The following is a 22,669-nucleotide window of genomic DNA, read 5'->3' as shown; positions in this document are numbered from 1 at the left end:
CTCATGCGTACCTGGTTCTGGACCCTGCTGCTCGCCGTCGTCGCCGTCGCCCTGGCGGTGGTCCTGCGCTCGCACGCGGGCAACGTGCTGCTTCTGGTGTGGCCGTGGCGCATCGAGATGTCGCTGACGCTCGCCGTCCTGCTCATCGTCGCCACCTTCATCATCCTGTACGTGGGCCTGCGGCTTCTGGCCTGGCTGCTCGCCATTCCCGATCGCGTCCGGGCCTGGCGCGGCAAGCGCGCGCAGGCGCGCGACCACGAATTGCTCGAACGCGGCTGGATTGGCCTTCTTGAAGGCCGCTACGCCCACGCCGAAAAAGACCTGACCAAGCTTCTGGACCAGACCAAGGTCCGCACGCGGCGCGTGCTGGCAGCCCTGTCGGCTGCACGTGCCGCGCATGGCCTGGGCGAATTCGACCGGCGCGACCGTCTGCTGGCCAACGCGCAAGAGCAGGCCGGCACCGAGCCCGGCCTCATTGAAGCCACCGCCACCGTGTCGGCCGACATGCTGCTCGATCAGGGCCGTGCTGAACGCGCACTGACCGTGCTGGGTCCGCTGGCCGACGGCGGCGCCCGTCATTTGCACACCATGCGTCTGCTGCTGCGGGCGCACACGGCCCTGAATCATCAGGAACAGGTTTTCGCGCTGGCGCGCGGACTGTCGCGCCGCAATGCGCTGGGCCGACCCGAAGCCGACGTCCTGATCGATGCCGCGGGCGCCGCGCGCTTGCGTGCCGCCGCGGCCAACGATGCCTGGCGTCCCATCTGGAAAGACCTCAAGGCCGAAGAGCGCCTGCTCCCGGAAATCGCCCTGGCGGGCGCCGCGGCATTCGAAGCCGCCGGCGAGCCCAACGAAGCGGCGCGCGTCCTGGAATCGGCCATCGCGGTCAAGTTCAATCCCGCCCTGGTGGCGGCCTATGCGCGCTGCGAAGCCGACCAGGTGTCGCGGCGCCTGGCCAAGGCCGAGACCTGGCTGCATCAACGCCCGACCGATCCCGACCTCCTGACCGCCCTGGGCATGCTGTGCCTGAATGGTCAGCTCTGGGGGCAGGCCGAACGCTACCTCTTGCGCAGCCTGGCGCGCCGCAGCGATGCGCAGACGCACGCGCTGCTGGGCAGTCTGTACGATCGTCTGGACCGGCCGGTCGATGCCGTGCGCCACTGGCGCCTGGCCACGGCCGCCAGCATGGCGTTGCCGGTGCTGGCCTCGGATGCGGCGCTTCCCGCCGCGGACACCGGCTCGGACCCGTATCGCGTGGATGCCGAAGGCGGCTATGCCGTCGGCCTGTCGGACACGGACAGCGATGCGGACACCGGTGGCGATTACCCGGCCTTGCCGCCGGCTGCCGCATCGGCGTCGGACTACGTACTGGATCCGGATGCCCGCGCCAGCAAGGCCCAGCAAGACCGCGCCCTGGCGCCCGAAGACGCGCCGCTGGCTCGCGGAACGTCCGACATCGACGAATACTTCGACAGCGCGCCCATTCCTGCTGCGGCGTTCGACGAGCCCGTGCCCACGTATGCGCCGGCCCCCGCCGCGCCGGCCCCCAAGCCTGTGCCGCCCGCGGCGCCCGTGCCCACCACCAAGCCGCCGTTCAAGGACGACGGCTCGATTTGAATATCCTTTCAGACAAACAAGGTTGAACCATGAGTCTTGATCGCGTCTCCCCTGGCAAGAAGCTGCCGGAAGACTTCAACGTCATCATCGAAATCCCCATGAACGCCGACCCGGTGAAGTATGAGGTCGACAAGGATTCCGGTGCAATCTTCGTTGACCGCTTCATGCTGACGGCCATGCACTATCCGTGCAACTACGGCTACATCCCCCAGACCCTGTCCGAAGACGGCGACCCCGCCGACGTCCTGGTCCTGACCCCGTTCCCCATCCAGATCGGCGCCGTCGTGCGCTGCCGCGCCATCGGCGTGCTGGAAATGGACGACGAGTCGGGCGGCGACGCCAAGCTGCTGGCCGTGCCGATCGAAAAGCTGTACCCCCCGTACCGCAACATCAAGTCCTACGAGGATCTGCCCGCGGAAGACATCTCCCGCATCCAGCATTTCTTCGAGCACTACAAGGACCTGGAAAAGGGCAAGTGGGTCAAGGTCAAGGGCTGGAAGGGCGTGGACGCCGCTCACGAGGAAATCGTGCGCAGCGCCGAGCGCTACACCAAGGGCTGATCGGGCCACACGCCAGCCGGCATCTTGCCGGCCGGCGCCTACCGGCGGCGCGGCCGCGACGGCCCGTGGCCTGTCGCAGCCGCGCCGTTGTCTTGCAGGCGCCCGTTCCGTGCGGTCCTCGCATTGGCCGCAGAAAGGGCTACACTCGCGAGTGCTTTTTCAAACGCCCGGCCGCCCAACAACAACAACGCCCCATCGCGGGGGCACAGGGCATGCCAAGCGCGCGCGGCGTCGGGGTAACATTTTTCCCGGATATTCCGGTCACGTATTTGTCATAGGTTGATAGCTCATGGACTACGTTTTGCCTCCCCAGCCGCCCGTCGCGGTCCCCGTTGCCGGCAGCGCCGCGCTGTTCCCCGTGCGCCGCGTCTATTGCGTCGGCCGCAATTACGCCGAACATGCCAAGGAAATGGGTTTCACGGGCCGTGAAGATCCGTTCTTCTTCTGCAAGCCCGCTGACGCGGTGCTGTTCGTGGCCGACGGCGAAACCGGCAAGATGCCTTATCCGCCCAAGACTTCCAATCTGCACTACGAGATGGAGCTGGTCGTGGTGCTGGGCAAGGGCGGCCGCGACATCCCCGTCGACCAGGCCAACGAATGCGTGTGGGGCTATGCGCTGGGTCTGGACATGACCCGCCGCGACCTGCAAGGCGAAATGAAGAAGCAGGGCCGCCCCTGGGAAATCGGCAAGGCCTTCGACCAGTCGGCGCCGCTGGGCCCCATCCACCCGCGCAGCGTGGTCGGCACGCTCGACAAGGGCGCCATCTGGCTGGACGTCAACGGCGAGCGCAAGCAATCCAGCGACATTTCGCAGATGCTGTGGAATATTCCGGAAAGCATTTCGTATCTGTCGGGCCTGTTTGAACTGCAGCCCGGCGACATCATCTTCACCGGCACGCCCGAGGGCGTGGGCGCCGTGCGCCAAGGTGACGTGATCACTGGCGGCGTCGAAGGCCTGGGCGAACTGCGCGTGCAGATCGCCTGAGCGCAGGCGCTTTCATTTTTTTATTTTGGAGTCACAGCATGCGCGGCAAGATTGTGCTGACTGCCTTTGTCGTGTTCGGCTTCGTGCTGGCCGGTTGCAATACCGTCGCCGGCATGGGCAAGGACATGTCCCGGGCGGGCAATGCCATCACCAACGCAGCCGACAAATAATCGGCGCGCGGTAGTGAAAAAAAGCCCCTTGAGCGATCAAGGGGCTTTTTGTTTGCCGGTGCGAGAACAAGCCTAGAGCACGTCGCCCGCGTAGTCGGCCAGGCGGGAGCGCTCGCCACGTTGCAGCGTGACGTGGCCCGAGTGCGGCCAGCCCTTGAAGCGGTCGACCACAAAGGTCAGGCCTGAACTGCCTTCTGTCAGGTAGGGCGTGTCGATCTGCGCGATATTGCCCAGGCAGATCACCTTGGTGCCAGGGCCCGCACGGGTCACCAGCGTCTTCATCTGCTTGGGCGTCAGGTTTTGCGCCTCGTCGATGATGAGGTACTTGTTCAGGAAGGTGCGGCCGCGCATGAAGTTCAGGGATTTGACCTTGATGCGCGAGCGGATGAGGTCCATGGTGGCCGCGCGGCCCCAGTCCCCGTTGCCTTCGCCTTCGCCCATGTTCAGCACGTCGAGGTTGTCTTCCAGCGCGCCCATCCAGGGCAGCATCTTTTCCTCTTCGGTGCCGGGCAGGAAACCAATGTCTTCACCGACGGGCACCGTGACGCGCGTCATGATGATCTCGGTGTAGCGCTTGGTTTCCAGCACCTGCGTGATGCCCGCCGCCAGCGCCAGCAGCGTCTTGCCCGTGCCGGCCTGGCCCAGCAGCGACACGAAATCGCATTCCGGGTTCATCAGCAGGTTCATGGCGAAATTCTGCTCGCGATTGCGCGCGGTGATGCCCCAGACGTTGTTCTTGCCGTGGGTGTAGTCGCGCAGGGTGGCCAGCACCGCCATCTTGCCGCTGACTTCGCGCACTTGCGCGTACAGCGGCATCTGGCCTTCGAAGTAGACGAACTGATTGACCACGAATTGCGAGCACAGCGGGCCGTGGATGCGGTAGAAGGTAGTGCCGCCCTGTTGCCAGGATTCGACGTCCTTGCCGTGCTTGTTCCAGAAGTCTTCGGGCAACTGCATCACGCCCGAGTACATCAGGTCAGAGTCTTCGAGGACATGGTCGTTGAAGTAGTCTTCGGCGGCCATGCCCAGCGCGCGCGCCTTCAGGCGCATGTTGATGTCCTTGGACACCAGCACGACCTCGCGCTGCGGGTATTTTTCCTGCAGGGCGCGCACCACGCCCAGGATCTGGTTGTCGGCCTTGCCCATCGGCAAGTCCGAGGGCAGGGTGCTGTGGATGGCCGTGGTCTGGAACATCAGGCGGCCCGTGGCATCCTTGTTGCCCAGCTTGGCCAGCTCAAGACCTTCGTCCAGGTGCGTGGCGTCCTGCACCAGCGAATCGAGCGACCGGCTGACCTGGCGCGCGTTGCGCGCGACTTCCGACATGCCCTTTTTCTGGTGGTCCAGTTCTTCCAGCGTCATCATCGGCAGGAAGATGTCGTGCTCTTCGAAGCGGAAGAGCGAACTGGGATCGTGCAGCAGCACATTCGTGTCCAGCACGAACAGCTTGCGAGGTTCGTTCTGGGCGCGCGCCTTGCCGCGCTTGGCGGGGGCGGGCGCGGCCTTGGCCTGCTGGCGCGCGGGGGCGCGTGCGGCGGGCGCTGCGGGGGGAGGCGCCTGGTGAGCGGGAGACGGCGTGTGGGCCTTGCGTGCCGGCGCCGCCATGCCTTCAAGTTCTGGCTGTACCAGCAGTTCGTCCTCGTCTTCGGCGAGGGCTGCCTGGGTGTTGGACCGCGCAGCGGCAGTCTTGGTGGTGCGGGCCTGCGCCCGGGCGGATTCGCCCGAGGGGAAGGTCAGGATGGCTGCGGGGCGGGTAGGCAACTTCGGAAGCGGCATATGCGTCACTCTCCTGTTTGGGCCGGCTATAGCGCCTGACGGGTTTCCTGTGCGGCTAACCGATGCTTTTGGCGGCTTGCAGGACTTCCTTGGCGTGGCCCGGGACCTTCACCCCGCGCCACTCCTGCACCAGCACGCCATAGGCGTCGATCAAGAAGGTGCTGCGTTCGATGCCGCGCACCTGCTTTCCATACATATTCTTCTGCTTGATGACGCCGAACAGATTGCAGACGGTTTCGTCGGCGTCGGAGATGAGAGGGAAAGGAAGCTCGTACTTGGCCTTGAAATTCTCGTGCGACTTCAGCGAGTCGCGCGAGATGCCGATCACGATTGCGCTGGCCGACAGGAAGTCGGCGTGCAGATCGCGGAAATCCTGGCTTTCGGTGGTGCAGCCGGGCGTGTTGTCCTTGGGGTAGAAATACAGGATCACGGCCCGCCCCTGGCACTGCTCGAGGCTGATGGGGCCGATCGTGCTTTCGGCGGTGAACAACGGGGCGGGTTTGCCTATGCTCGGCGTCATTAATTCGTGGCTCCGTGGGGAGGGATGAGGGCGACGACCACGCGCCGGCCTTCAGCCATCAGGATGTTGTAGGTGCGCGAGGCAGCGTGGGTGTCCATGGTTTCAACGCCGATGCCGATCGCCAAAAGGGGACGCAGCACGTCGGGGCGCAGGAACTGTTGCTTGCCGCCGGTGCCCACCAGCAGGACTTCAGGGGCGTTAGCCGGGCGGGTGGGCGCGGCTTCCGGGGCATCCAGAAAATCCAGGGGATTGCGGGCGGGCTCGGACAATCCGGCTGCCAGGAGCAAGAGGGAGGAGGTAATGTCGGCCGTCGACTCAACAGGCCAGATGGTCACTTCGCCTTCGGGGCCGAAAGCGACCGAAGAGGAAAAACGTACCTGGTTGACCTCGATGTAGCCATCGCCGTAGGCGGTGACAGTGTTTAGAGCGGCCGTCGCAGGATCGGTATGCAGCTTCAATAAAAACTCCGGCTTTACGTGCTTGATAATAGCGCATCGGACACGCTGCATGTTGCAACGTATCCACGGGGAAAAAGGGGCTTTTTTGCCCCATTTGCCGCCAAGGCGTCGTTGCGCTAGATTACAGGGTTTTGCTGCGCTGCAATCGTGAGCTGGCGCGGCTCAGAGCCCCTTTCCCCTTCGCGCGACCGCGCCCTGGTCTTTTTGCCTTTTCGCCCCTAAGGATTCCCATCATGAGGAAGTTCTCTCGCATCGAGCGTTTGCCCCCGTACGTTTTCAACATTACCGGCGAGCTCAAGATGGCGGCGCGTCGGCGTGGCGAAGACATCATCGACATGTCGATGGGCAATCCGGATGGGGCGACGCCCAAGCACATCGTCGACAAGATGGTGGAGGCGACCACGCGTCCCACCACCCACGGCTATTCGGTGTCCAAGGGCATCCCGCGCCTGCGCAAGGCGATCTGCGACTGGTACCAGCGCCGCTACGCGGTCGAGTTCGATCCGGACTCCGAGGCCATCGTCACCATCGGCTCCAAGGAAGGCCTGGCGCACCTGATGCTGGCCACGCTGGATCGCGGCGACACCGTGCTGGTGCCCAATCCCAGCTACCCGATCCACATCTACGGCGCCGTCATCGCGGGCGCCAACATCCGTTCCGTGCGCATGACGCCGGGCGTGGACTTCTTCGAGGAACTGGAACGCGCCGTGCGCGAATCCATCCCGAAACCCAAGATGATGGTGCTGGGCTTTCCCAGCAACCCGACCGCGCAGTGCGTGGACCTGTCGTTCTTCGAACGCGTGGTGGCGCTTGCCAAGGAACACGACATTCTCGTCGTGCATGACCTGGCGTATGCCGACATCACGTTCGACGGTTATGTGGCGCCGTCCATCATGCAGGTGCCCGGCGCGCGCGACGTTGCCGTCGAGTTCTTCACGATGAGCAAGAGCTACAACATGGCCGGCTGGCGCATCGGCTACATGGTCGGCAACCGCGAGCTGGTCAACGCGCTGGCTCGCATCAAGAGTTATCACGACTACGGCACGTTCACGCCGATCCAGGTGGCGTCCATCGCCGCGCTGGACGGTCCGCAGGACTGCGTGAACGAAATCGTGGCGCAATACCAGAGCCGCCGCGACGTGCTCGTGCGCGGCCTGCATGAAGCAGGTTGGAATGTGGAGATTCCCAAGGCGTCCATGTACATCTGGGCGCAGATCCCCGAACCCTACCGGGCGATGGGCTCTTTGGAATTTGCCAAGCGTGTCCTGTCGGATGCGAAAGTGGCCGTGTCCCCCGGGATCGGCTTCGGCGAGTATGGCGACGAATACGTGCGCTTCGCGCTTATCGAAAACGAGCAGCGCACGCGTCAAGCGGTGCGCGGCATCAAAGATATGTTCCGCAAGGACGGATTGCTGAAGTGATGGGTGCCCACCCCCGCAGCGCTGCGCGCTTCCCCCTCTGAGGGGGCATGCCTGCGGACCGGCGGAGCCGGATCCGCGGCATCCCGATAAGGGGCGACCGCTTTCTTGCGTCGGGGGTGCTGCGCAACAGCACAAAGCATTATGGAGAACTGAAATGAATTCCCCTCAACGCCCGCCCGCAGAGGGCGGCGCGATGAAACCCATGAAGGTGGGTCTGCTTGGTCTTGGCGTGGTTGGCGGCGGCACGTGGACCGTGCTGTCTCGCAACGCCGAGGAAATCGCCCGCCGCGCCGGCCGCCGCATTGAAGTCACCCGCGCCGCCGTGCGCGATGTGGAAAAGGCGCGTGCCCGCGTGGGCGACTCCATTCTGGTCGACACCGATGTGCACGCGCTGGTGCGCGATCCCGACATCGACATCGTCGTGGAACTGATCGGCGGCGACACGCTGGCGCGCGAGCTGGTGCTCGAAGCCATCGCCAACGGCAAGCATGTGGTCACGGCCAACAAGGCCTTGCTGGCCAAGCATGGCAACGAGATCTTCGCCGCCGCGTCCGAACGCGGCGTGATGGTGAACTTCGAGGCCGCCGTCGCGGGCGGCATCCCCATCATCAAGGCGATCCGCGAAGGCCTGACCGCCAACCGCATCCAGTGGGTGGCCGGCATCATCAACGGCACCACCAATTTCATCCTGTCCGAAATGCGCTCGCGCGGGCTGCCGTTTGCCGACGTGCTGGCGGAAGCGCAGCGCCTGGGCTACGCCGAAGCCGACCCCACGTTCGACGTGGAAGGCGTGGACGCGGCCCACAAGCTGACGCTGCTGGCCTCGCTGGCATTCGGGGTGCCGGTGCAATTCGACCGCGCCCACATCGAAGGCATTTCGCAACTGGCCGCCGAAGACATCGAACACGCCGAGCGCCTGGGCTATCGCATCAAGCTGCTGGGCATCACCAAGCGCCGCCCCGACGGCATCGAGCTGCGCGTGCATCCGGCGCTGGTGCCGTCCGAGCGCCTGCTGGCCAATGTCGAAGGCGCGATGAACGCGGTGCTGGTCAAGGGCGACGCCGTCGGCCCGACGCTGTACTACGGTCAGGGCGCGGGCGAAGAGCCCACCGCCTCGGCCGTCGTGGCCGACCTGGTCGACGTGACGCGCCTGCACACTGCCGATCCGGGCAACCGCGTGCCGCACCTGGCCTTCCAGCCGGACGCCATGTCGGACACCCCGATCCTGCCGATCGAACAGGTCAGCACGTCGTACTACCTGCGTCTGCGCGTGGACGATCAGCCCGGCGTGCTGGCGGATATCGCCCGCATCCTGGCCGACCGCGGCATTTCCATCGGTTCGATGATCCAGCAGCCGTCGCACATCGGCGGCGCCGACATCATCTTCCTCACGCACGAGGCCGTCGAAGGCAACGTCAATCAGGCCATCGAGCGCATCGAGTCGCTGCCGTTCGTGCGGTCCAAGGTGACGCGCCTGCGCGTGGAGAACCTGACGTGATCGGGGGCGCCCGGTGCATCGTGGAGCAATTGACATGAAATACATCTCTACGCGCGGCGGCATGGCCCCGCTGGAATTCTCCGACATCCTGCTCGAAGGCCTGGCGCCCGACGGCGGGCTGGCGGTGCCGCAGACGCTGCCGCAGGTTTCCGCGGAAACGCTGGAATCGTGGCGCGGCCTGTCGTATGCCGACCTGGCCTTCGAAGTGCTGTCGTTGTTTGCCACGGACATCCCATCGGACGACCTGCGCCGTCTGACCCGTGCCGCCTACACGCCGCAGATCTTCAACAGCGAGGACATCGTTCCGCTGCGTCCGCTCGATGGCGGGCTGTCGCTGCTGGGCCTGTCCGAAGGTCCGACGCTGGCGTTCAAGGACATGGCCATGCAGTTCCTGGGCCAGGTCTTTGAGTACGTGCTCTCCAAGCGCGGCACCACGCTGAACATCGTGGGCGCCACCTCCGGCGACACGGGTTCAGCCGCTGAATACGCGCTGCGCGGCAAAAAGGGCGTGGCGGTGTTCATGCTGTCGCCCCACGGCCGCATGAGCGCCTTCCAGCGCGCGCAGATGTACTCGCTGCAAGACGAGAACATCCACAACATCGCCGTGCGCGGGGTCTTTGACGAAGCCCAGGACATCGTCAAGGCGCTGGCCGGCGATCTGGCCTTCAAGACGAAGTACCGTCTGGGCGCCGTCAATTCGATCAACTGGGCCCGTATTGCCGCCCAGGTCGTCTACTACTTCCATGGCTGGCTGCGCGCCACCGAGCGCGCGGGACAAGAAGTGTCGTTCGCCGTGCCGTCGGGCAATTTTGGCAACATCCTGTCGGGCCACATCGCCCGCAGCATGGGTTTGCCCATCCGCCGCCTCGTGCTTGCCACGAACGAGAACAACGTGCTGGAGGAGTTCTTCCGCACTGGCGTGTACCGTCCTCGCGCGGCCGCGCAGACGTACGCCACGTCCAGCCCCTCGATGGACATTTCGCGCGCGTCGAACTTCGAGCGCTTCGTGTTCGACCTGACGGGCCGCGATACCGACCGCGTGAAGGAATTGTGGACGACGATGGCGCGCGACGGCGCGTTCGACCTGTCGGACATGAAGGACCAGTTCGAGTCGCGTTATGGCTTCGTGTCGGGCGCCAGCTCGCATACGGATCGCCTGGCCACGATTCGCTCCGTCTACGACGCCACCGGCGTGCTGGTCGACCCGCATACTGCCGACGGCGTGAAGGTCGCGCGCGAATTCGTCGAGCCGGGCGTTCCCATGCTCGTGCTGGAAACCGCGCTGCCGGCCAAGTTCTCCGAGACCATCGAGGAAGCGCTTGGCCGTCCGGCCACGCCGCCGGGCAACCTCGCAGACCTGGAATCGCTGCCGCAGCGCGTCGAGGTCATGGACTGCAGCGAGGCCGCCGTACGCCGTTTCATCGAGACACACGCCAAGGTGTAAGCGCGATTGCCGCTTGTGTACGGTTGCAACCCCTCCCAGGCGCGTCCTGCGAGGGGTTTTTCATTATTGGGGTCGGGGACGATTACGTTCTTATGCATTTTGCCGACAACCCGACACGATTTCGGGGGGCGATTCGGATAGAGTGAAATCACCTATTCAACACTCGGAGAACACAACCATGAAGCTGAAGACCATGACGTTGGCCCTGGTGATGACCGGCGTTGGTGTGCTGGCCGGATGCTCGTCGCCCTCGGTTATTCACCAACGCGACGGATCTTCGACCGTAGCGCCCGACGAGCCCGAATACGACAAGAAGTCGGGCATGTATGAATACGAACAGAACGGCAAGAAGATGCAGATCAACAAGGACGACGTGAAGTCCATCGAAGAGGTCAAGTAACGCAACCCCTGCTTGCCTGTACCCTTGAAAAAAAGCCCCCGGCCATGATGGCCGGGGGCTTTTGCATTGGCGCGCCGAAAGCGCGGCGGGAGTCTTACTTGCCCGCGTCCTCGGCGTGATAGCGGCCCACGCGTTCGACTTCGTTCTTCGAGCCCAGGATGACGCTGACGCGCTGGTGCAGCGTGTCAGGCTGGATGTCCATGATGCGCTCGACGCCGTTGATGGCGGCACCGCCTGCCTGTTCGATCAGGAAGCTCATGGGATTGGCTTCGTACATCAGGCGCAGCTTGCCGGCCTTGCCCGGCTCGCGCGCATCCCACGGGTACATGAAGATGCCGCCGCGGGTCAGGATGCGATGCACGTCGGCCACCATCGAGGCGATCCAGCGCATGTTGAAGTCCTTGCCAAGCGGGCCGGTAGAGCCGGCCAGGCAGTCATCGATGTAGCGCTTGACCGGGGCAGCCCAGTGGCGCTTGTTCGACATGTTGATGGCGAATTCCTTGGTGTCTTCCGGCACGCGGATGTTCTCGTGCGTGAGCACCCACGAGCCCATTTCGCGATCCAGCGTGAAACCCACGACGCCGTTGCCGATGGTCAGCACAAGCATCGTCTGCGGACCGTACACCGCGTAACCGGCCACCACCTGCTTGTTGCCCGGTTGCAGGAAGTCGGCTTCGCAGACGGGCGCGCCCGACACGTCGTGCGGCGCGTGTAGCACCGAGAAGATGGTGCCGATGGAGACGTTCACGTCGATGTTCGACGAACCATCGAGCGGATCGAACAGCAGCAGGTATTCGCCCTTGGGATAGCGGTTCGGGATCAGATGGATGGTTTCCATCTCTTCCGACGCCATGGCCGCCAGGTGGCCGCCCCATTCATTGGCTTCCAGCAGGATCTCGTTGGACAGCACGTCGAGCTTCTTCTGGACTTCGCCCTGGACATTCTCGCTTTCCAGGCTGCCCAGAACGCCGCCCAGCGCGCCCTTGCTGACCGCGTGGCTGATGGCCTTGCAGGCGCGCGCCACCACTTCGATGAGCAGGCGCACTTCCGGCGCCAGGGCTTGGGCGGAGCGTTGCTGCTCTACCAGGTATTGAGTGAGTGTTTTACGTTTCAAAAGGATCTCCCTATGCAGCGAATTCTAAAGCCTTGGATACGATTTCCTGGACGTTGCGCGACAGGCCGTCGTGCTGGCGCACCTTTTCAAGCGCGGCCTGCATGGGGGCACGCAGCGCCGGGACGAAACGAGACCAGTTGTCGAGCGCACGCGCCAGCCGCGCGGCGATCTCCGGATTGAGCGCGTCCAATGCCAGCACCTGCTCCGCCCAGAACGTGTAGCCCGAGCCGTCCGGCTGGTGCATGCCGCGGGCATTGTTGAGGCAGAACTGGAAGATCAGCGCGCGGGCGCGGTTCGGGTTGCGCAGCGTGAATGCCGGATGCTTCATCAGCTCGCGGGCGGTCTGCACCGTGGTCGAGCGGGCGGTGGCCTGCAGCGCGAACCACTTGTCCACCACCAGCGGATTGGCGCTCCATTTGGTGTAGAAAGCGGCCAGCGCCTCTTTCGGGTAGTCGCCTTGCCCGAAGTTGATCAAGGCGGCCAGCGCGGCCATGCTGTCGGTCATGTTGCCGGCGGTGGCGTACTGCGCTTCGGCAAGGCGCCGGGCTTCGGGTTCGCCAGCGGCCATCAGGTGGCTGAGCGCCAGGTTCTTCAATGCGCGCATGCCGGCGGGAATCGGCGCGGGGCTATATTCGCCCGGCGTCTGGTTCTCGTCGAAGGCGCGGCGGAATTCGGCATGGAGCTGACGGCCGAGTTCGGCGCGAAGGAAATCGCGCGCCACGGCCAGGGCAGGCGGATCGACCCGCTGCATGCGCTCGGCCAGCGTTTTTTCCGAAGGCAGCGCCAATGCGCGCGCACGGTACGCGGCGTCCAGGGCGGGATCGGTCAGCAACGCGCGCCAGGCTTCGAGGAAGGCGGCATCGGCCTGCAGCGGGCGGCCCGCCTGGCTTGCGTCGGCCAATGCAAGAATCTGGCGGGTGGCCAGTTCCTGGCCGGCTTCCCAGCGTGCGAACGGATTGCCATCGTGCGCGGACAGCAGCGCCAGTTCCTCGTTGGACCAGTCGTAGTCCACGATGACCGGCGCCGAGAAGTCGCGCAGCAGCGAGGGTACGGGGCGGTCGGCGATATCTTCGAACACCCATTGCTGGCTTTGCGTGGTCAGTTCCAGCAGGGCGGTGTCCACGACCGCGCCGTCCTGACGCAGCGGCAGCGCGTTGCCCTCACGGTCCAGCAAGCCGATCGCAAACGGAATGTGGAAGGGCGCCTTCACGTAGTCGGGGCCGGCCTTCTTTTCCACGCCGACCGGCGGGCAGGCCTGGGTAAGCGTCACGGTGCAGCGGCGGGTGGCCGTGTCGTGGTCGAGCCTGACCGTGACGCGCGGCGTGCCGGCCTGCCGGTACCAGCGGCGGAACACGGACAGGTCGCGACCCGGGTGCTGCTTGACGTAGACGGATTCCATCGCGGCAACGAAGTCGTCGCACGTGACGGCCTGGCCGTCGTGGCGGCGGAAGTATTCGTCCATGCCTTCGCGGAACCCGGCCTCGCCAAGCAGCGTGTGCTGCATGCGGATGACCTCGGCGCCTTTCTCGTACACGGTGGCCGTGTAGAAGTTGCCGATCTCCTGGTAGCTCTCGGGGCGGATCGGATGCGCCATGGGGCCGGCGTCTTCCGGGAACTGCGCGGCGCGCAGCGCCACGACGTCGTCGATGCGCTTGACCGCGCGGGCGCTGGCCGCCGCGGCCGCGTCCATGTCGCGGGCCATCATGTCGGCGCTGAATTCCTGATCGCGAAAGACCGTGAGACCTTCCTTCAGGCTCAGTTGGAACCAGTCGCGGCAGGTGACGCGGTTGCCGGTCCAATTGTGGAAATATTCATGCCCGATGACCGACTCGATGCCTTCGTAGTTGGCGTCGGTGGCGGTTTCGGCGTCGGCCAGCACGTAGGCCGCATTGAAGATGTTCAGGCCTTTGTTTTCCATGGCTCCCATATTGAAGTCATGGACGGCCACGATCATGAAGCGGTCCAGATCCAGTTCGAGACCAAAGCGGCTCTCGTCCCAGCGCAAGGAACGCACCAGGGAATCCAGTGCCCATTCGGTTTTGGTTTCGGAGCCCGGGTCGCTGTAGACCTGCAGCAGCACGTCCCGGCCGCTGACCGTCTTGACCGTGGTTTCGCGATGCGTCAGGTTGCCCGCGACCAGCGCGAATAAGTAGCAGGGTTTGGGGAACGGATCTTCCCACTCGACTTCATTGCGGCCGTCGGGCAATTGGCGCGAGGCGATCAGGTTGCCGTTGGACAGCAGCACGGGATACTCGGGCTGCGCGCGCAGCGTCACGCGGTAGCGCGACATCACGTCGGGACGATCGGCAAACCAGGTAATGCGCCGGAAGCCCTCGGCCTCGCATTGCGTGAAGAAATTGCCGCCCGACACATACAGGCCCATCAGCGTGGAATTGGCGGAAGGCTTGCAGCGGCTGACGATTTCAACGGTCGCGTCGGCGGGCAGGCCGCGCAGCGTTAGCGTGTGTTCGGTCAACTGGTAGCTGGCCGCGGGCAGCGGCTCGCCATTCACGCCTACCGACACGAGTTCCAGCTCTTCTCCATCCAGGATCAGGGCGGCGTCAGCGCTGGCTTCTTGCCTGCGCTGCACGTGCATCGTGCAACGCACTTCGGTCGCGTCGGGCGCGAGATCGAAGGCGAGGGCGACTTCAGGAATTTCGTAGGGGTAGGGCTGGTAATCCTTGCGGTATACGGTAACGGGCGTGTCGGTGCGCATGGGATTTGCAGTCCTGTATGAACAAGGAGGCTATTGTAGTGGCTGGCGGTTGAGCGGTACCTTGGGCGTACGGGCTAGCCTGAAAACTTTTGGCAAGCGCTTATGTCAAAGCTCGGTATGATGGCGCCGTCGCGCGAACAGGAGTCTCAAATGTCCAGGATGTCTTGGATCAGCAGTCTGGGCCGATGGGCCGGTATTTTGTCGGTGCTGGCAGCCATGATGCTCACGGGCTGCGCCGCGCCCACCGTCTCCGCCCGCGTGACGTCGTTTCAGCAATGGCCAACCGGTGTCGAGGGCCAGACCTACCAGTTTGTTCCTGCCGACCCATCCCAAATCAATAATCTGGAATATCAGTCATTTCAGGATATGGTGCGCGCGGGGATCGGGGCCACGGGACTGGTCGAGGCGCGCCCTGGCTTGAAAGGGCGGTTCGAGGTGTCGTTCCGCTATGGCACAAGCCAGACGCAAGTGATGGTGCGCCGTCCGTACGACCCGTATTTCTACGGCGGCTACGGCGGCTTCTATGGGCCCGGACCCTGGGGCATGGGCGCGGGATTCTGGGGCCCTGACTGGGTGGATGTGCCCATGGTCGTCCAGCGCAATTCCCTCTCGCTCTTCATTCGTGATACCCAGAACGGCGGGGCGGAAGTTTACCGCTCGACGGCGTTCATATTGAGCGAGCGTGACGATTTGATTCGCACCATGCCCTATCTGGTGCGTGCAATATTCGACAATTTCCCAGGCAATAATGGCGCTGAGCGCGAGATTCAATTCCCGGCACGTTGACGAAAGCAGGCGCCTCGCGGCGCCTGCTTAAAATAAAAAAGCGGCGCACCATCATGGTGCGCCGCTTTTTTCTTACTGAAGAATAGGTTTTATTCCTTGATAAGAAAACTCTCGCGGGTGGCGCCGCCGGCTTCTTCGGCGGCGAGCCAGCGCGGCGCCTTGCCGCGGCCGCTCCAGGTTTCTCCGGTTTGCGGATGGCGGTACTTGGGCGCCACGGCGCGCTTGGCGGCGCCGGCTGCGCGGGCGGGGCCGCTGGCCTTGCGGCGGCCACTCGTGGCGGCGCGCGCGGGCTTGCCTGCGCCGTAGGCGGCGATGATCTCGTCAGGCGTAATGTCGTACTCGCGCATCGACGTGATGATGGAGGTGATGACCGGCTTGCGGCGCTTCGTCTGAAGGATTTCCGCCTTCTTCTGGAGCTTGTTGATTTCCTTTTCGATCTTTGCTTGCAGAGCTGCGTAGGTTTCTCGGGCCATGTTTATTCCTGATTATGGAACTGCTTTAATCGCCGGCGAAGTTATGTTTAATTGTTGTGCCTCGCATAATACAGAATTTACGAGGTGGTATCTCAATTGTCGGACTAATTACTTTGTATCAAAAGCGCCACCGGCTCTCCGCTTGCGGCTGGCTGCAATTTCCATCAGTTAGGAAGGAAAATCTCAAATTTGGGACAAACTGAAACATGCGCTTGCTTGGTTTACGGGCGGGCGGTGCGAGCCGCCAATTGTCGGACAACCTTGCAAAGGCGCGCCTGGCGTGTGATCGGCCGGCTTTGCATGCCCGCTCATCCTGGACGACGGCGCGTGCAATGCGCGTCAAATGCCGCAATTTTCTTCGGGCGGAAAATCGTCGCGAAAGCAGGTGCCATACATTATGGCTTTGCATCCCACCTCGGGTGATATACACCGGGCCCATAGTGTTCCGTCCCCGAGTTTTCATTTAGCCGTCAGGTCATACGACAAGACGAAAAGTGCCAGTCTTGCGATTCGGTCTGAGCACAATTGCTTAACTTGATACGTAATTGGGTACTTAACTTGATACCCAGTATGCCGTCTCCATCTATGTCGGCAAGATAATGCGAGACCATTTTGTCCCGCATTTGCCGCTGCGGTAAGCCGCGACTTTTGGCGTTTGCCGGGACGCCGGGCCCGTGTCGGCGGTACGATACGGTCTTGAGCGCCACGACGCGCATGCACGGCCCCGGTGCCGTTCCTGAACTGAGCCTATGAAAATCATCGATCCCGCCATTGCTTCCCTGGCCACCGCCAAATCCCTTCTTCTCGACCCCTGGGGTCTGACCGAAGCGGACATGGCGCGGGCGCTGGGTGAAATCTTCACCCACAAGGTCGATTACGCCGACCTGTACTTCCAGTACACGCGCAGTGAAGGCTGGAGCCTGGAAGAAGGGATCGTGAAAACGGGCAGTTTCTCGATCAGCCAAGGCGTGGGCGTGCGCGCGGTCAGCGGTGAAAAGACCGCGTTCGCGTATTCGGATTCGCTGTCGCCCGAGGCGCTGCTGTCGTCGGCGCATGCCGTGCGCGGTATTGCCCGCCGCGGTGCAGGCAAGGTCAAGGTGGCCGCCCAGGTCGAGGCCGAGATCGGCCGCAGCCTCTATGCCGATATTGATCCCGTCGCCAGCCTCAGCGCACCCGAAAAGGTCGCGCTGCTCGAACGCGTCGAACGCATGGCGCGGGCGCGTGATCCCCATGTGATCCAGGTCATGGCGGGCCTGGGCGCGGAATATGACGTGGTGCTGGTTGCGGGCAGCGATGGCCGTCTGGCCGCCGACGTGCGCCCGCTGGTGCGCCTGTCGCTGACCGTGATTGCCGAACGCAATGGCCGCCGTGAAATGGGCCACGCCGGCGGCGGCGGCCGCCTGGGTCTGGCTTACTTCACCGACGAGATGCTGCAGGGCTATGTCGAGCGCGCGGTGCACGAGGCGCTGGTCAACCTGGAGGCGCGCCCGGCGCCTGCTGGCGAAATGACGGTGGTCCTGGGGTCGGGCTGGCCAGGCATCCTGCTGCACGAAGCCGTCGGTCATGGCCTGGAAGGCGACTTCAACCGCAAGGGGTCCAGCGTGTTTTCCGGACGCATCGGCGAGCGCGTGGCGTCCAAGGGCGTCACCGTGGTCGACGACGGCACCATTCCGGATCGCCGCGGATCGCTCAACATCGACGACGAGGGCAATGCCACCCAGCGCAACGTGCTGATCGAAGACGGCATCCTGCGCGGCTACATGCAGGACACGCTCAATGCCCGCCTGATGAAGACCGCCGCCACCGGCAACGGCCGCCGCGAGTCCTTCGCGCACCTGCCCATGCCGCGCATGACCAACACGTACATGCTGGCCGGCGACAAGCCTGCCGATGAAATCGTGGCCTCGGTCAAGCGGGGCCTGTATGCCGTCAATTTCGGCGGCGGCCAGGTCGACATCACCAACGGCAAGTTCGTGTTTTCGGCGTCCGAAGCCTACATGATCGAGGACGGCAAGGTGACCTACCCGGTCAAGGGCGCAACCCTCATCGGCAACGGCCCCGACGCCATGAACCGCGTGACCATGATCGGCAACGATCTGCAGCTGGATTCCGGCGTCGGCACCTGCGGCAAGGACGGCCAGAGCGTGCCGGTCGGGGTGGGCATGCCGACGGTCCGCATGGAAGGCCTGACGGTCGGCGGCACGGCTTGATGCGTTAAATGGGGGCGGCACGCCGAAAAAATCTGGCGTGACGCTCTCAAAAAACTGTGCTAGAGTCAGTCCCCATGAAATTCTCGTCCCCCGCCTTTTATTTTTATTTTTTTGGTTTTCTGAAGCCGCTGGCGGAGGAAGGGACGCGCTCAATCTGAAGTTTGGAAAGAATCCCCCCAAAAAAGCCGCCAGCGAATCTGGCGGCTTTTTTTATGCCGCCGTGGCGGGCAACCCAGGAGCAGTACCGTGTCGCACAACACCGATGACCTTCGTATTCGAGAAATCAAGGAACTGAATCCGCCCTCGCACGTGATGCGCGAGTTCGCCTGCACCAAGGAGGCGTCCGAGACCGTCTTCTCCGCGCGGCAAGGCATGCACCGCATCCTGCACGGCATGGACGACCGCATGATCGTCGTGATCGGTCCGTGCTCGATTCACGACACGCGTGCCGCCATCGAATACGCCAAGCGCCTGAAGCCCGTGCGCGACCGCCTGAGCGCGGACCTGGAAATCGTGATGCGCGTCTATTTCGAGAAGCCGCGCACGACGGTGGGCTGGAAAGGGCTCATCAACGATCCCGACCTCGATGGCAGCTTCGACATCAACAAGGGGGTGCGCGTGGCCCGTCAACTGCTGCTGGACATCAACAGCATGGGGCTGCCGGCGGGATGCGAGTTCCTGGACATGATTACGCCGCAGTACATCGCGGATCTGGTCTCCTGGGGGGCGATCGGCGCGCGCACGACAGAGAGCCAGGTGCATCGCGAACTGGCGTCCGGCCTGTCGTGTCCGGTGGGATTCAAGAACGGCACGGATGGCAACGTCAAGATCGCCGTCGACGCCATCAAGGCGGCCTCGCAGCCGCACCATTTTCTGTCGGTGACCAAGGGGGGCCATTCGGCCATCGTGTCCACCGCCGGCAACGAGGACTGCCACGTGATCCTGCGTGGCGGCAAGACGCCGAACTACGACGCCGCCAGCGTTGACGCCGCCTGCCAGGACGTCTCCAAGGCCGGTCTTGCGCAACGCATCATGGTCGATGCCAGCCACGCCAACAGCAGCAAGAACCCCGAGAACCAGCCGCTCGTCGTCGAGGACGTCGCGCGCCAGATGGAAGCCGGCGATGCCCGCCTGGTCGGTGTCATGGTCGAAAGCCACCTCTTGGGCGGCCGCCAGGACATGGTGCCGGGCCAGCCCCTGGTGTATGGCCAAAGCATCACCGACGGCTGCATCGACTGGGACGCCTCGGTGGCTGTGCTGGAGCGCCTGGCGCAGGCCGTTCGTGAACGCCGCCGCGTCGCGCTGACCTCCGGCAAGTGAAGAGGATGCGCGCCGCGCGCCCTGCGCTTGGCGGGGTGTGCGGCGCAGCACGCGGGGCGGCGTAGAATATTCGGATTATCGAACCCGGGAAACCACGAGATCATGAACGCTCCCCTGCACGCCGAATCGTTGCGCCGCGCGGTGCCGGCCGCCTGCCTGGATGCGCTGCGCGCGCACTTTGGCGACCGCCTGTCGGAATCGGCCGCCGTTCGCGAGCATCACGGCCGCGACGAATCGCCTTATCCGGCCATGCTGCCTGACGCCGTGGTGTTCGCGCAGTCCACCGAAGACGTGGCGTACGTCGCCAAGGTGTGCAACGAGCATCGCGTTCCCCTGATTCCGTACGGCGCCGGTTCTTCGCTCGAAGGCCACATTCTCGCCATCCAGGGCGGCATCAGCCTGGACCTTTCGCAGATGAACAAGGTCCTGGCCATCAACGCCGAAGACCTGACCGCCACGGTGCAGGCCGGCGTGCTGCGCAAGCAGCTCAACGAAGAAATCCGCAGCACGGGCTTGTTCTTCCCGATCGATCCGGGCGCCGACGCCAGCCTGGGCGGCATGGCCGCCACCCGCGCCTCGGGCACCAACGCCGTGCGCTACGGCACGATGCGCGAGAACGTGATGTCGCTGACCGTCGTCACCGCTGACGGCCGCATCATCCGCACGGCCGGCCGCGCCCGCAAGTCGTCGGCCGGCTACGACCTCACGCGCATTTTCGTGGGCAGCGAAGGCACGCTGGGCATCATCACGGAAGTCACGGTGCGGCTGTATCCGCAGCCCGAAGCCGTGTCCGCCGCGGTCTGCAATTTCCCCACGCTGGACGCTGCGGTGCAGAGCGTGATCGAAATCATCCAGATGGGCGTGCCCATCGCGCGCGTCGAGTTCATGGACGCCGCGAGCGTTCGCGCCGTCAACCTGCACAGCAAGCTGACGCTGCGCGAAACGCCGCTGCTGGTGTTTGAATTCCACGGCAGTCCGGCCGGTGTGCAAGAGCAAGCGGAAACCGTGCAGGCCATCACGGCCGAGCACGGCGGCATGGACTTCGAATGGGCCGAGCGTCCCGAAGACCGCAGCCGTCTCTGGACCGCGCGCCACAACGCGTACTTCGCGGGCCTGCAATTGCGTCCCGGCTGCCGCGCCAGCACCACCGACGTCTGCGTGCCGATCTCGCGCCTGGCCGATTGCGTGCGCGACACCGTCGAGGAACTGGACCGCGCAAGCTTTCCGTACACGATCGTCGGCCACGTGGGCGACGGCAACTTCCATGTGCTGATGCTGCTGGATGCCGATAGCCCGCAGGAGTGGCAGGAATCGGAAGCCATCAACCACAACCTCGTGCGCCGGGCCATCGCTGCCGACGGCACTTGCACGGGCGAACACGGCGTCGGCCTGCACAAGATGCAGTTCATGGCCGAAGAGCATGGCGACGACGCGCTCGACCTGATGCGCAGCCTCAAGCACGCCTTCGACCCGAACAACATCCTGAATCCGGGCAAGATCGTTTCCTGGTAAACGGCGGGCGGGACGGCACGCGCCGCCTCGCTTGGGTCCACGCCTGCTGCATTTAAGCGACAGGCGCCTGCCCGGTTTACGGTCGGTTACGTATGAATCGGCCGCAAAGCCCCGTAAATACGTCAGGTGCGGGTAAATCCCGGCCTGATTAACCGGGGCACTCGCGCTATTGTTGCGCTCATGAATTCACTGGTCGAAACTGGCCTGGCACAAGTGCAGGCGCCTTATTCGCAGCAACAGCTCATCGAGGCGTTGTCGGCCGTGCTGCCCGCGCACTGTGTGCTGTATCGCGAAGAGGACACACGTCCTTACGAGTGCGACGGCCTATCCCTTTACCGCTCCATACCCGCGGTGGTTGCCCTGCCCGAAACCGAAGCGCAGGTGCAGGCCATCATGCGCGTGTGCAAGCGTCTGAATGCGCCGATCGTGGCGCGGGGCGCCGGAACCGGCTTGTCGGGCGGCGCCATGCCGCACAGCCGGGGCGTGCTGCTCGGGTTGTCCAAGTTCAACCGCATCAAGCATATCGACCTGGGCAGTGCGACTGCCATCGTCGAACCCGGCGTGCGCAACCTTGCCATCTCCGAAGCGGTGTCGCCGTACGGGCTGTACTACGCGCCGGATCCATCCAGCCAGATTGCGTGCTCCATCGGCGGCAACGTGGCGGAAAACTCCGGCGGCGTGCATTGCCTGAAGTACGGTCTCACGGTGCACAACGTGTTGCGCGTGCGCGTGGTCACGATAGACGGCGATGTGGTCGAGCTGGGATCGCACGCGCCCGATGCGCCAGGGCTGGACCTGCTGTCGGTGTTCATCGGATCCGAGGGGATGCTGGGCGTGGTCACCGAAGTGACCGTCAAGCTCATCCCCAAGCCGGCGTGCCAGCAGGTGGTCATGGCCAGTTTTTCCAGCGTCGAGGCTGCAGGCAATGCGGTCACGCAGGTGATCGCGGCGGGCATGATTCCCGCCGGCCTGGAAATGATGGACCGCCGCGCGACGCATATGGTGGAACCGTTTGTCCGCGCGGGCTACGACATGGATGCGCAGGCCATCCTGCTGTGCGAATCGGACGGCACGCCCGAAGAGGTGGCGCACGAGATCGCGCGCATGGAGTCGGTGTTCCGGCAGGCCGGCGCCACGCGCTGCCAGGTGTCGGCATCGGAAGCGGAACGGTTGAAATTCTGGGCGGGACGCAAGAACGCGTTTCCCGCCGCGGGGCGCGTGTCGCCCGATTACTACTGCATGGACGGCACGATTCCGCGTCGTCATCTGGCGCGCGTGCTGGGCGCCATCGAACAGATGGAAGACGAGTTCGGCCTGCGATGCGCCAACGTCTTTCATGCCGGCGACGGCAATCTGCATCCGCTGATCCTGTTCGATTCGAATAAGCCGGACGAGGTGGAACGCGCCGAAAAATTCGGTGCGGCCATTCTTGAGCTGTGCGTGCAGGTGGGAGGAACCGTGACTGGAGAGCACGGTGTGGGAATGGAGAAAATAAATCAAATGTGCGTGCAATTCTCTCGCGAAGAACTCGACGCGTTCCTGGCAGTCAAGCGGGCCTTCGATCCGCCGTGCCTGCTCAATCCTGAAAAGGTCATCCCCACGCTGGCTCGCTGCGCCGAATACGGCAAGATGCACGTCCATGCGGGAGAATTGCGCTTCCCCGATCTCGCCCGTTTCTAGGACGTATCCCTT

General features: G+C 64.1%; 19 protein-coding genes. 13 read left to right on the top strand and 6 right to left on the bottom strand.

The window, feature by feature from the left end:
• The first annotated feature begins 3 nt into the window (after positions 1-3).
• From HV786_RS14970 to HV786_RS14955, 4 genes are all read left to right on the top strand, one after another.
• Positions 4-1,617, top strand: coding sequence for a heme biosynthesis HemY N-terminal domain-containing protein (locus HV786_RS14970; RefSeq protein ID WP_175211166.1), 1,614 nt, complete (start codon positions 4-6; stop codon positions 1,615-1,617).
• Between the two features lie 29 nt (positions 1,618-1,646).
• Positions 1,647-2,177 (top strand): inorganic diphosphatase, encoded by a 531-nt coding sequence (ppa, locus tag HV786_RS14965; RefSeq protein WP_056322566.1) that lies wholly within the window; start codon positions 1,647-1,649, stop codon positions 2,175-2,177.
• A 289-nt stretch (positions 2,178-2,466) separates the two neighbouring features.
• On the top strand, positions 2,467-3,162 hold the full coding sequence (locus HV786_RS14960) for a fumarylacetoacetate hydrolase family protein (protein WP_128827800.1): 696 nt from the start codon (positions 2,467-2,469) through the stop codon (positions 3,160-3,162).
• Positions 3,163-3,200: 38 nt separating this feature from the next.
• On the top strand, positions 3,201-3,332 hold the full coding sequence (locus HV786_RS14955) for an entericidin A/B family lipoprotein (protein ID WP_008164311.1): 132 nt from the start codon (positions 3,201-3,203) through the stop codon (positions 3,330-3,332).
• 72 nt (positions 3,333-3,404) lie between these two features.
• On the opposite strand, the gene HV786_RS14950 is transcribed toward HV786_RS14955, so the two are convergent.
• From HV786_RS14950 to HV786_RS14940, 3 genes are read right to left on the bottom strand one after another with little or no spacing between them, the layout of a single operon-like run.
• Positions 3,405-5,105, bottom strand: coding sequence for a PhoH family protein (locus HV786_RS14950; RefSeq protein ID WP_175211165.1), 1,701 nt, complete (start codon positions 5,103-5,105; stop codon positions 3,405-3,407).
• 55 nt (positions 5,106-5,160) lie between these two features.
• The gene (locus HV786_RS14945) at positions 5,161-5,625 is read right to left on the bottom strand and encodes a peroxiredoxin (RefSeq protein WP_062838474.1); all 465 of its coding nucleotides are present in this window, start codon (positions 5,623-5,625) and stop codon (positions 5,161-5,163) included.
• Positions 5,625-6,083: an Mth938-like domain-containing protein gene (locus tag HV786_RS14940; RefSeq protein WP_128828374.1), complete on the bottom strand. Its 459-nt coding sequence runs from the start codon at positions 6,081-6,083 to the stop codon at positions 5,625-5,627. The genes HV786_RS14945 and HV786_RS14940 overlap by 1 nt, the downstream gene beginning before the upstream one ends.
• Positions 6,084-6,316: 233 nt before the next feature.
• Here HV786_RS14940 and alaC point away from each other — a divergent pair, with 233 nt between their 5' ends.
• From alaC to HV786_RS14920, 4 genes are all read left to right on the top strand, one after another.
• Positions 6,317-7,504, top strand: coding sequence for an alanine transaminase (gene alaC / locus HV786_RS14935; RefSeq protein WP_008164319.1), 1,188 nt, complete (start codon positions 6,317-6,319; stop codon positions 7,502-7,504).
• A gap of 193 nt (positions 7,505-7,697) precedes the next feature.
• Positions 7,698-9,002 carry a homoserine dehydrogenase gene (locus tag HV786_RS14930; protein ID WP_056322581.1) on the top strand — a complete coding sequence of 435 codons (1,305 nt, stop codon included), beginning with the start codon at positions 7,698-7,700 and terminating at the stop codon, positions 9,000-9,002.
• A gap of 34 nt (positions 9,003-9,036) precedes the next feature.
• Positions 9,037-10,446 (top strand): threonine synthase, encoded by a 1,410-nt coding sequence (gene thrC / locus HV786_RS14925; RefSeq protein WP_128827802.1) that lies wholly within the window; start codon positions 9,037-9,039, stop codon positions 10,444-10,446.
• A gap of 178 nt (positions 10,447-10,624) precedes the next feature.
• Positions 10,625-10,846 (top strand): YgdI/YgdR family lipoprotein, encoded by a 222-nt coding sequence (locus HV786_RS14920; RefSeq protein ID WP_062838472.1) that lies wholly within the window; start codon positions 10,625-10,627, stop codon positions 10,844-10,846.
• Positions 10,847-10,940: 94 nt separating this feature from the next.
• Here HV786_RS14920 and HV786_RS14915 read toward each other — a convergent pair whose 3' ends face one another.
• Both HV786_RS14915 and pepN read right to left on the bottom strand, forming a co-directional pair.
• Positions 10,941-11,960, bottom strand: coding sequence for a class 1 fructose-bisphosphatase (locus tag HV786_RS14915; RefSeq protein ID WP_056322592.1), 1,020 nt, complete (start codon positions 11,958-11,960; stop codon positions 10,941-10,943).
• A gap of 10 nt (positions 11,961-11,970) precedes the next feature.
• A complete protein-coding gene (gene pepN, locus HV786_RS14910; protein WP_128827803.1) occupies positions 11,971-14,676 on the bottom strand; it encodes an aminopeptidase N in 2,706 nt (901 codons plus the stop codon).
• 150 nt (positions 14,677-14,826) lie between these two features.
• Between pepN and HV786_RS14905 the strand changes: the two genes are divergently transcribed.
• Positions 14,827-15,462, top strand: coding sequence for a DUF4136 domain-containing protein (locus HV786_RS14905; protein WP_128827804.1), 636 nt, complete (start codon positions 14,827-14,829; stop codon positions 15,460-15,462).
• 89 nt (positions 15,463-15,551) lie between these two features.
• Here HV786_RS14905 and HV786_RS14900 read toward each other — a convergent pair whose 3' ends face one another.
• Positions 15,552-15,935: an H-NS histone family protein gene (locus HV786_RS14900; protein ID WP_056322597.1), complete on the bottom strand. Its 384-nt coding sequence runs from the start codon at positions 15,933-15,935 to the stop codon at positions 15,552-15,554.
• Between the two features lie 749 nt (positions 15,936-16,684).
• Between HV786_RS14900 and tldD the strand changes: the two genes are divergently transcribed.
• From tldD to HV786_RS14880, 4 genes are all read left to right on the top strand, one after another.
• The gene (tldD, locus tag HV786_RS14895; RefSeq protein WP_056322600.1) at positions 16,685-18,145 is read left to right on the top strand and encodes a metalloprotease TldD; all 1,461 of its coding nucleotides are present in this window, start codon (positions 16,685-16,687) and stop codon (positions 18,143-18,145) included.
• Between the two features lie 246 nt (positions 18,146-18,391).
• Positions 18,392-19,465 (top strand): 3-deoxy-7-phosphoheptulonate synthase AroG, encoded by a 1,074-nt coding sequence (gene aroG, locus HV786_RS14890; RefSeq protein WP_128829855.1) that lies wholly within the window; start codon positions 18,392-18,394, stop codon positions 19,463-19,465.
• A 102-nt stretch (positions 19,466-19,567) separates the two neighbouring features.
• Positions 19,568-20,977 carry an FAD-binding oxidoreductase gene (locus tag HV786_RS14885; RefSeq protein ID WP_062838468.1) on the top strand — a complete coding sequence of 470 codons (1,410 nt, stop codon included), beginning with the start codon at positions 19,568-19,570 and terminating at the stop codon, positions 20,975-20,977.
• A 180-nt stretch (positions 20,978-21,157) separates the two neighbouring features.
• Complete coding sequence (locus HV786_RS14880; protein WP_128829856.1) at positions 21,158-22,657, top strand: FAD-linked oxidase C-terminal domain-containing protein; 1,500 nt, start codon at positions 21,158-21,160, stop codon at positions 22,655-22,657.
• The last annotated feature ends 12 nt before the right edge of the window (positions 22,658-22,669 follow it).

This window comes from Achromobacter mucicolens, assembly GCF_902859725.1.
In the GTDB taxonomy this organism is placed as follows: Bacteria; Pseudomonadota; Gammaproteobacteria; order Burkholderiales; family Burkholderiaceae_B; genus Achromobacter; species Achromobacter mucicolens.
Note: the sequence above shows the minus strand (reverse complement) of the source record. Positions and strands in the feature narration are given on the sequence as shown.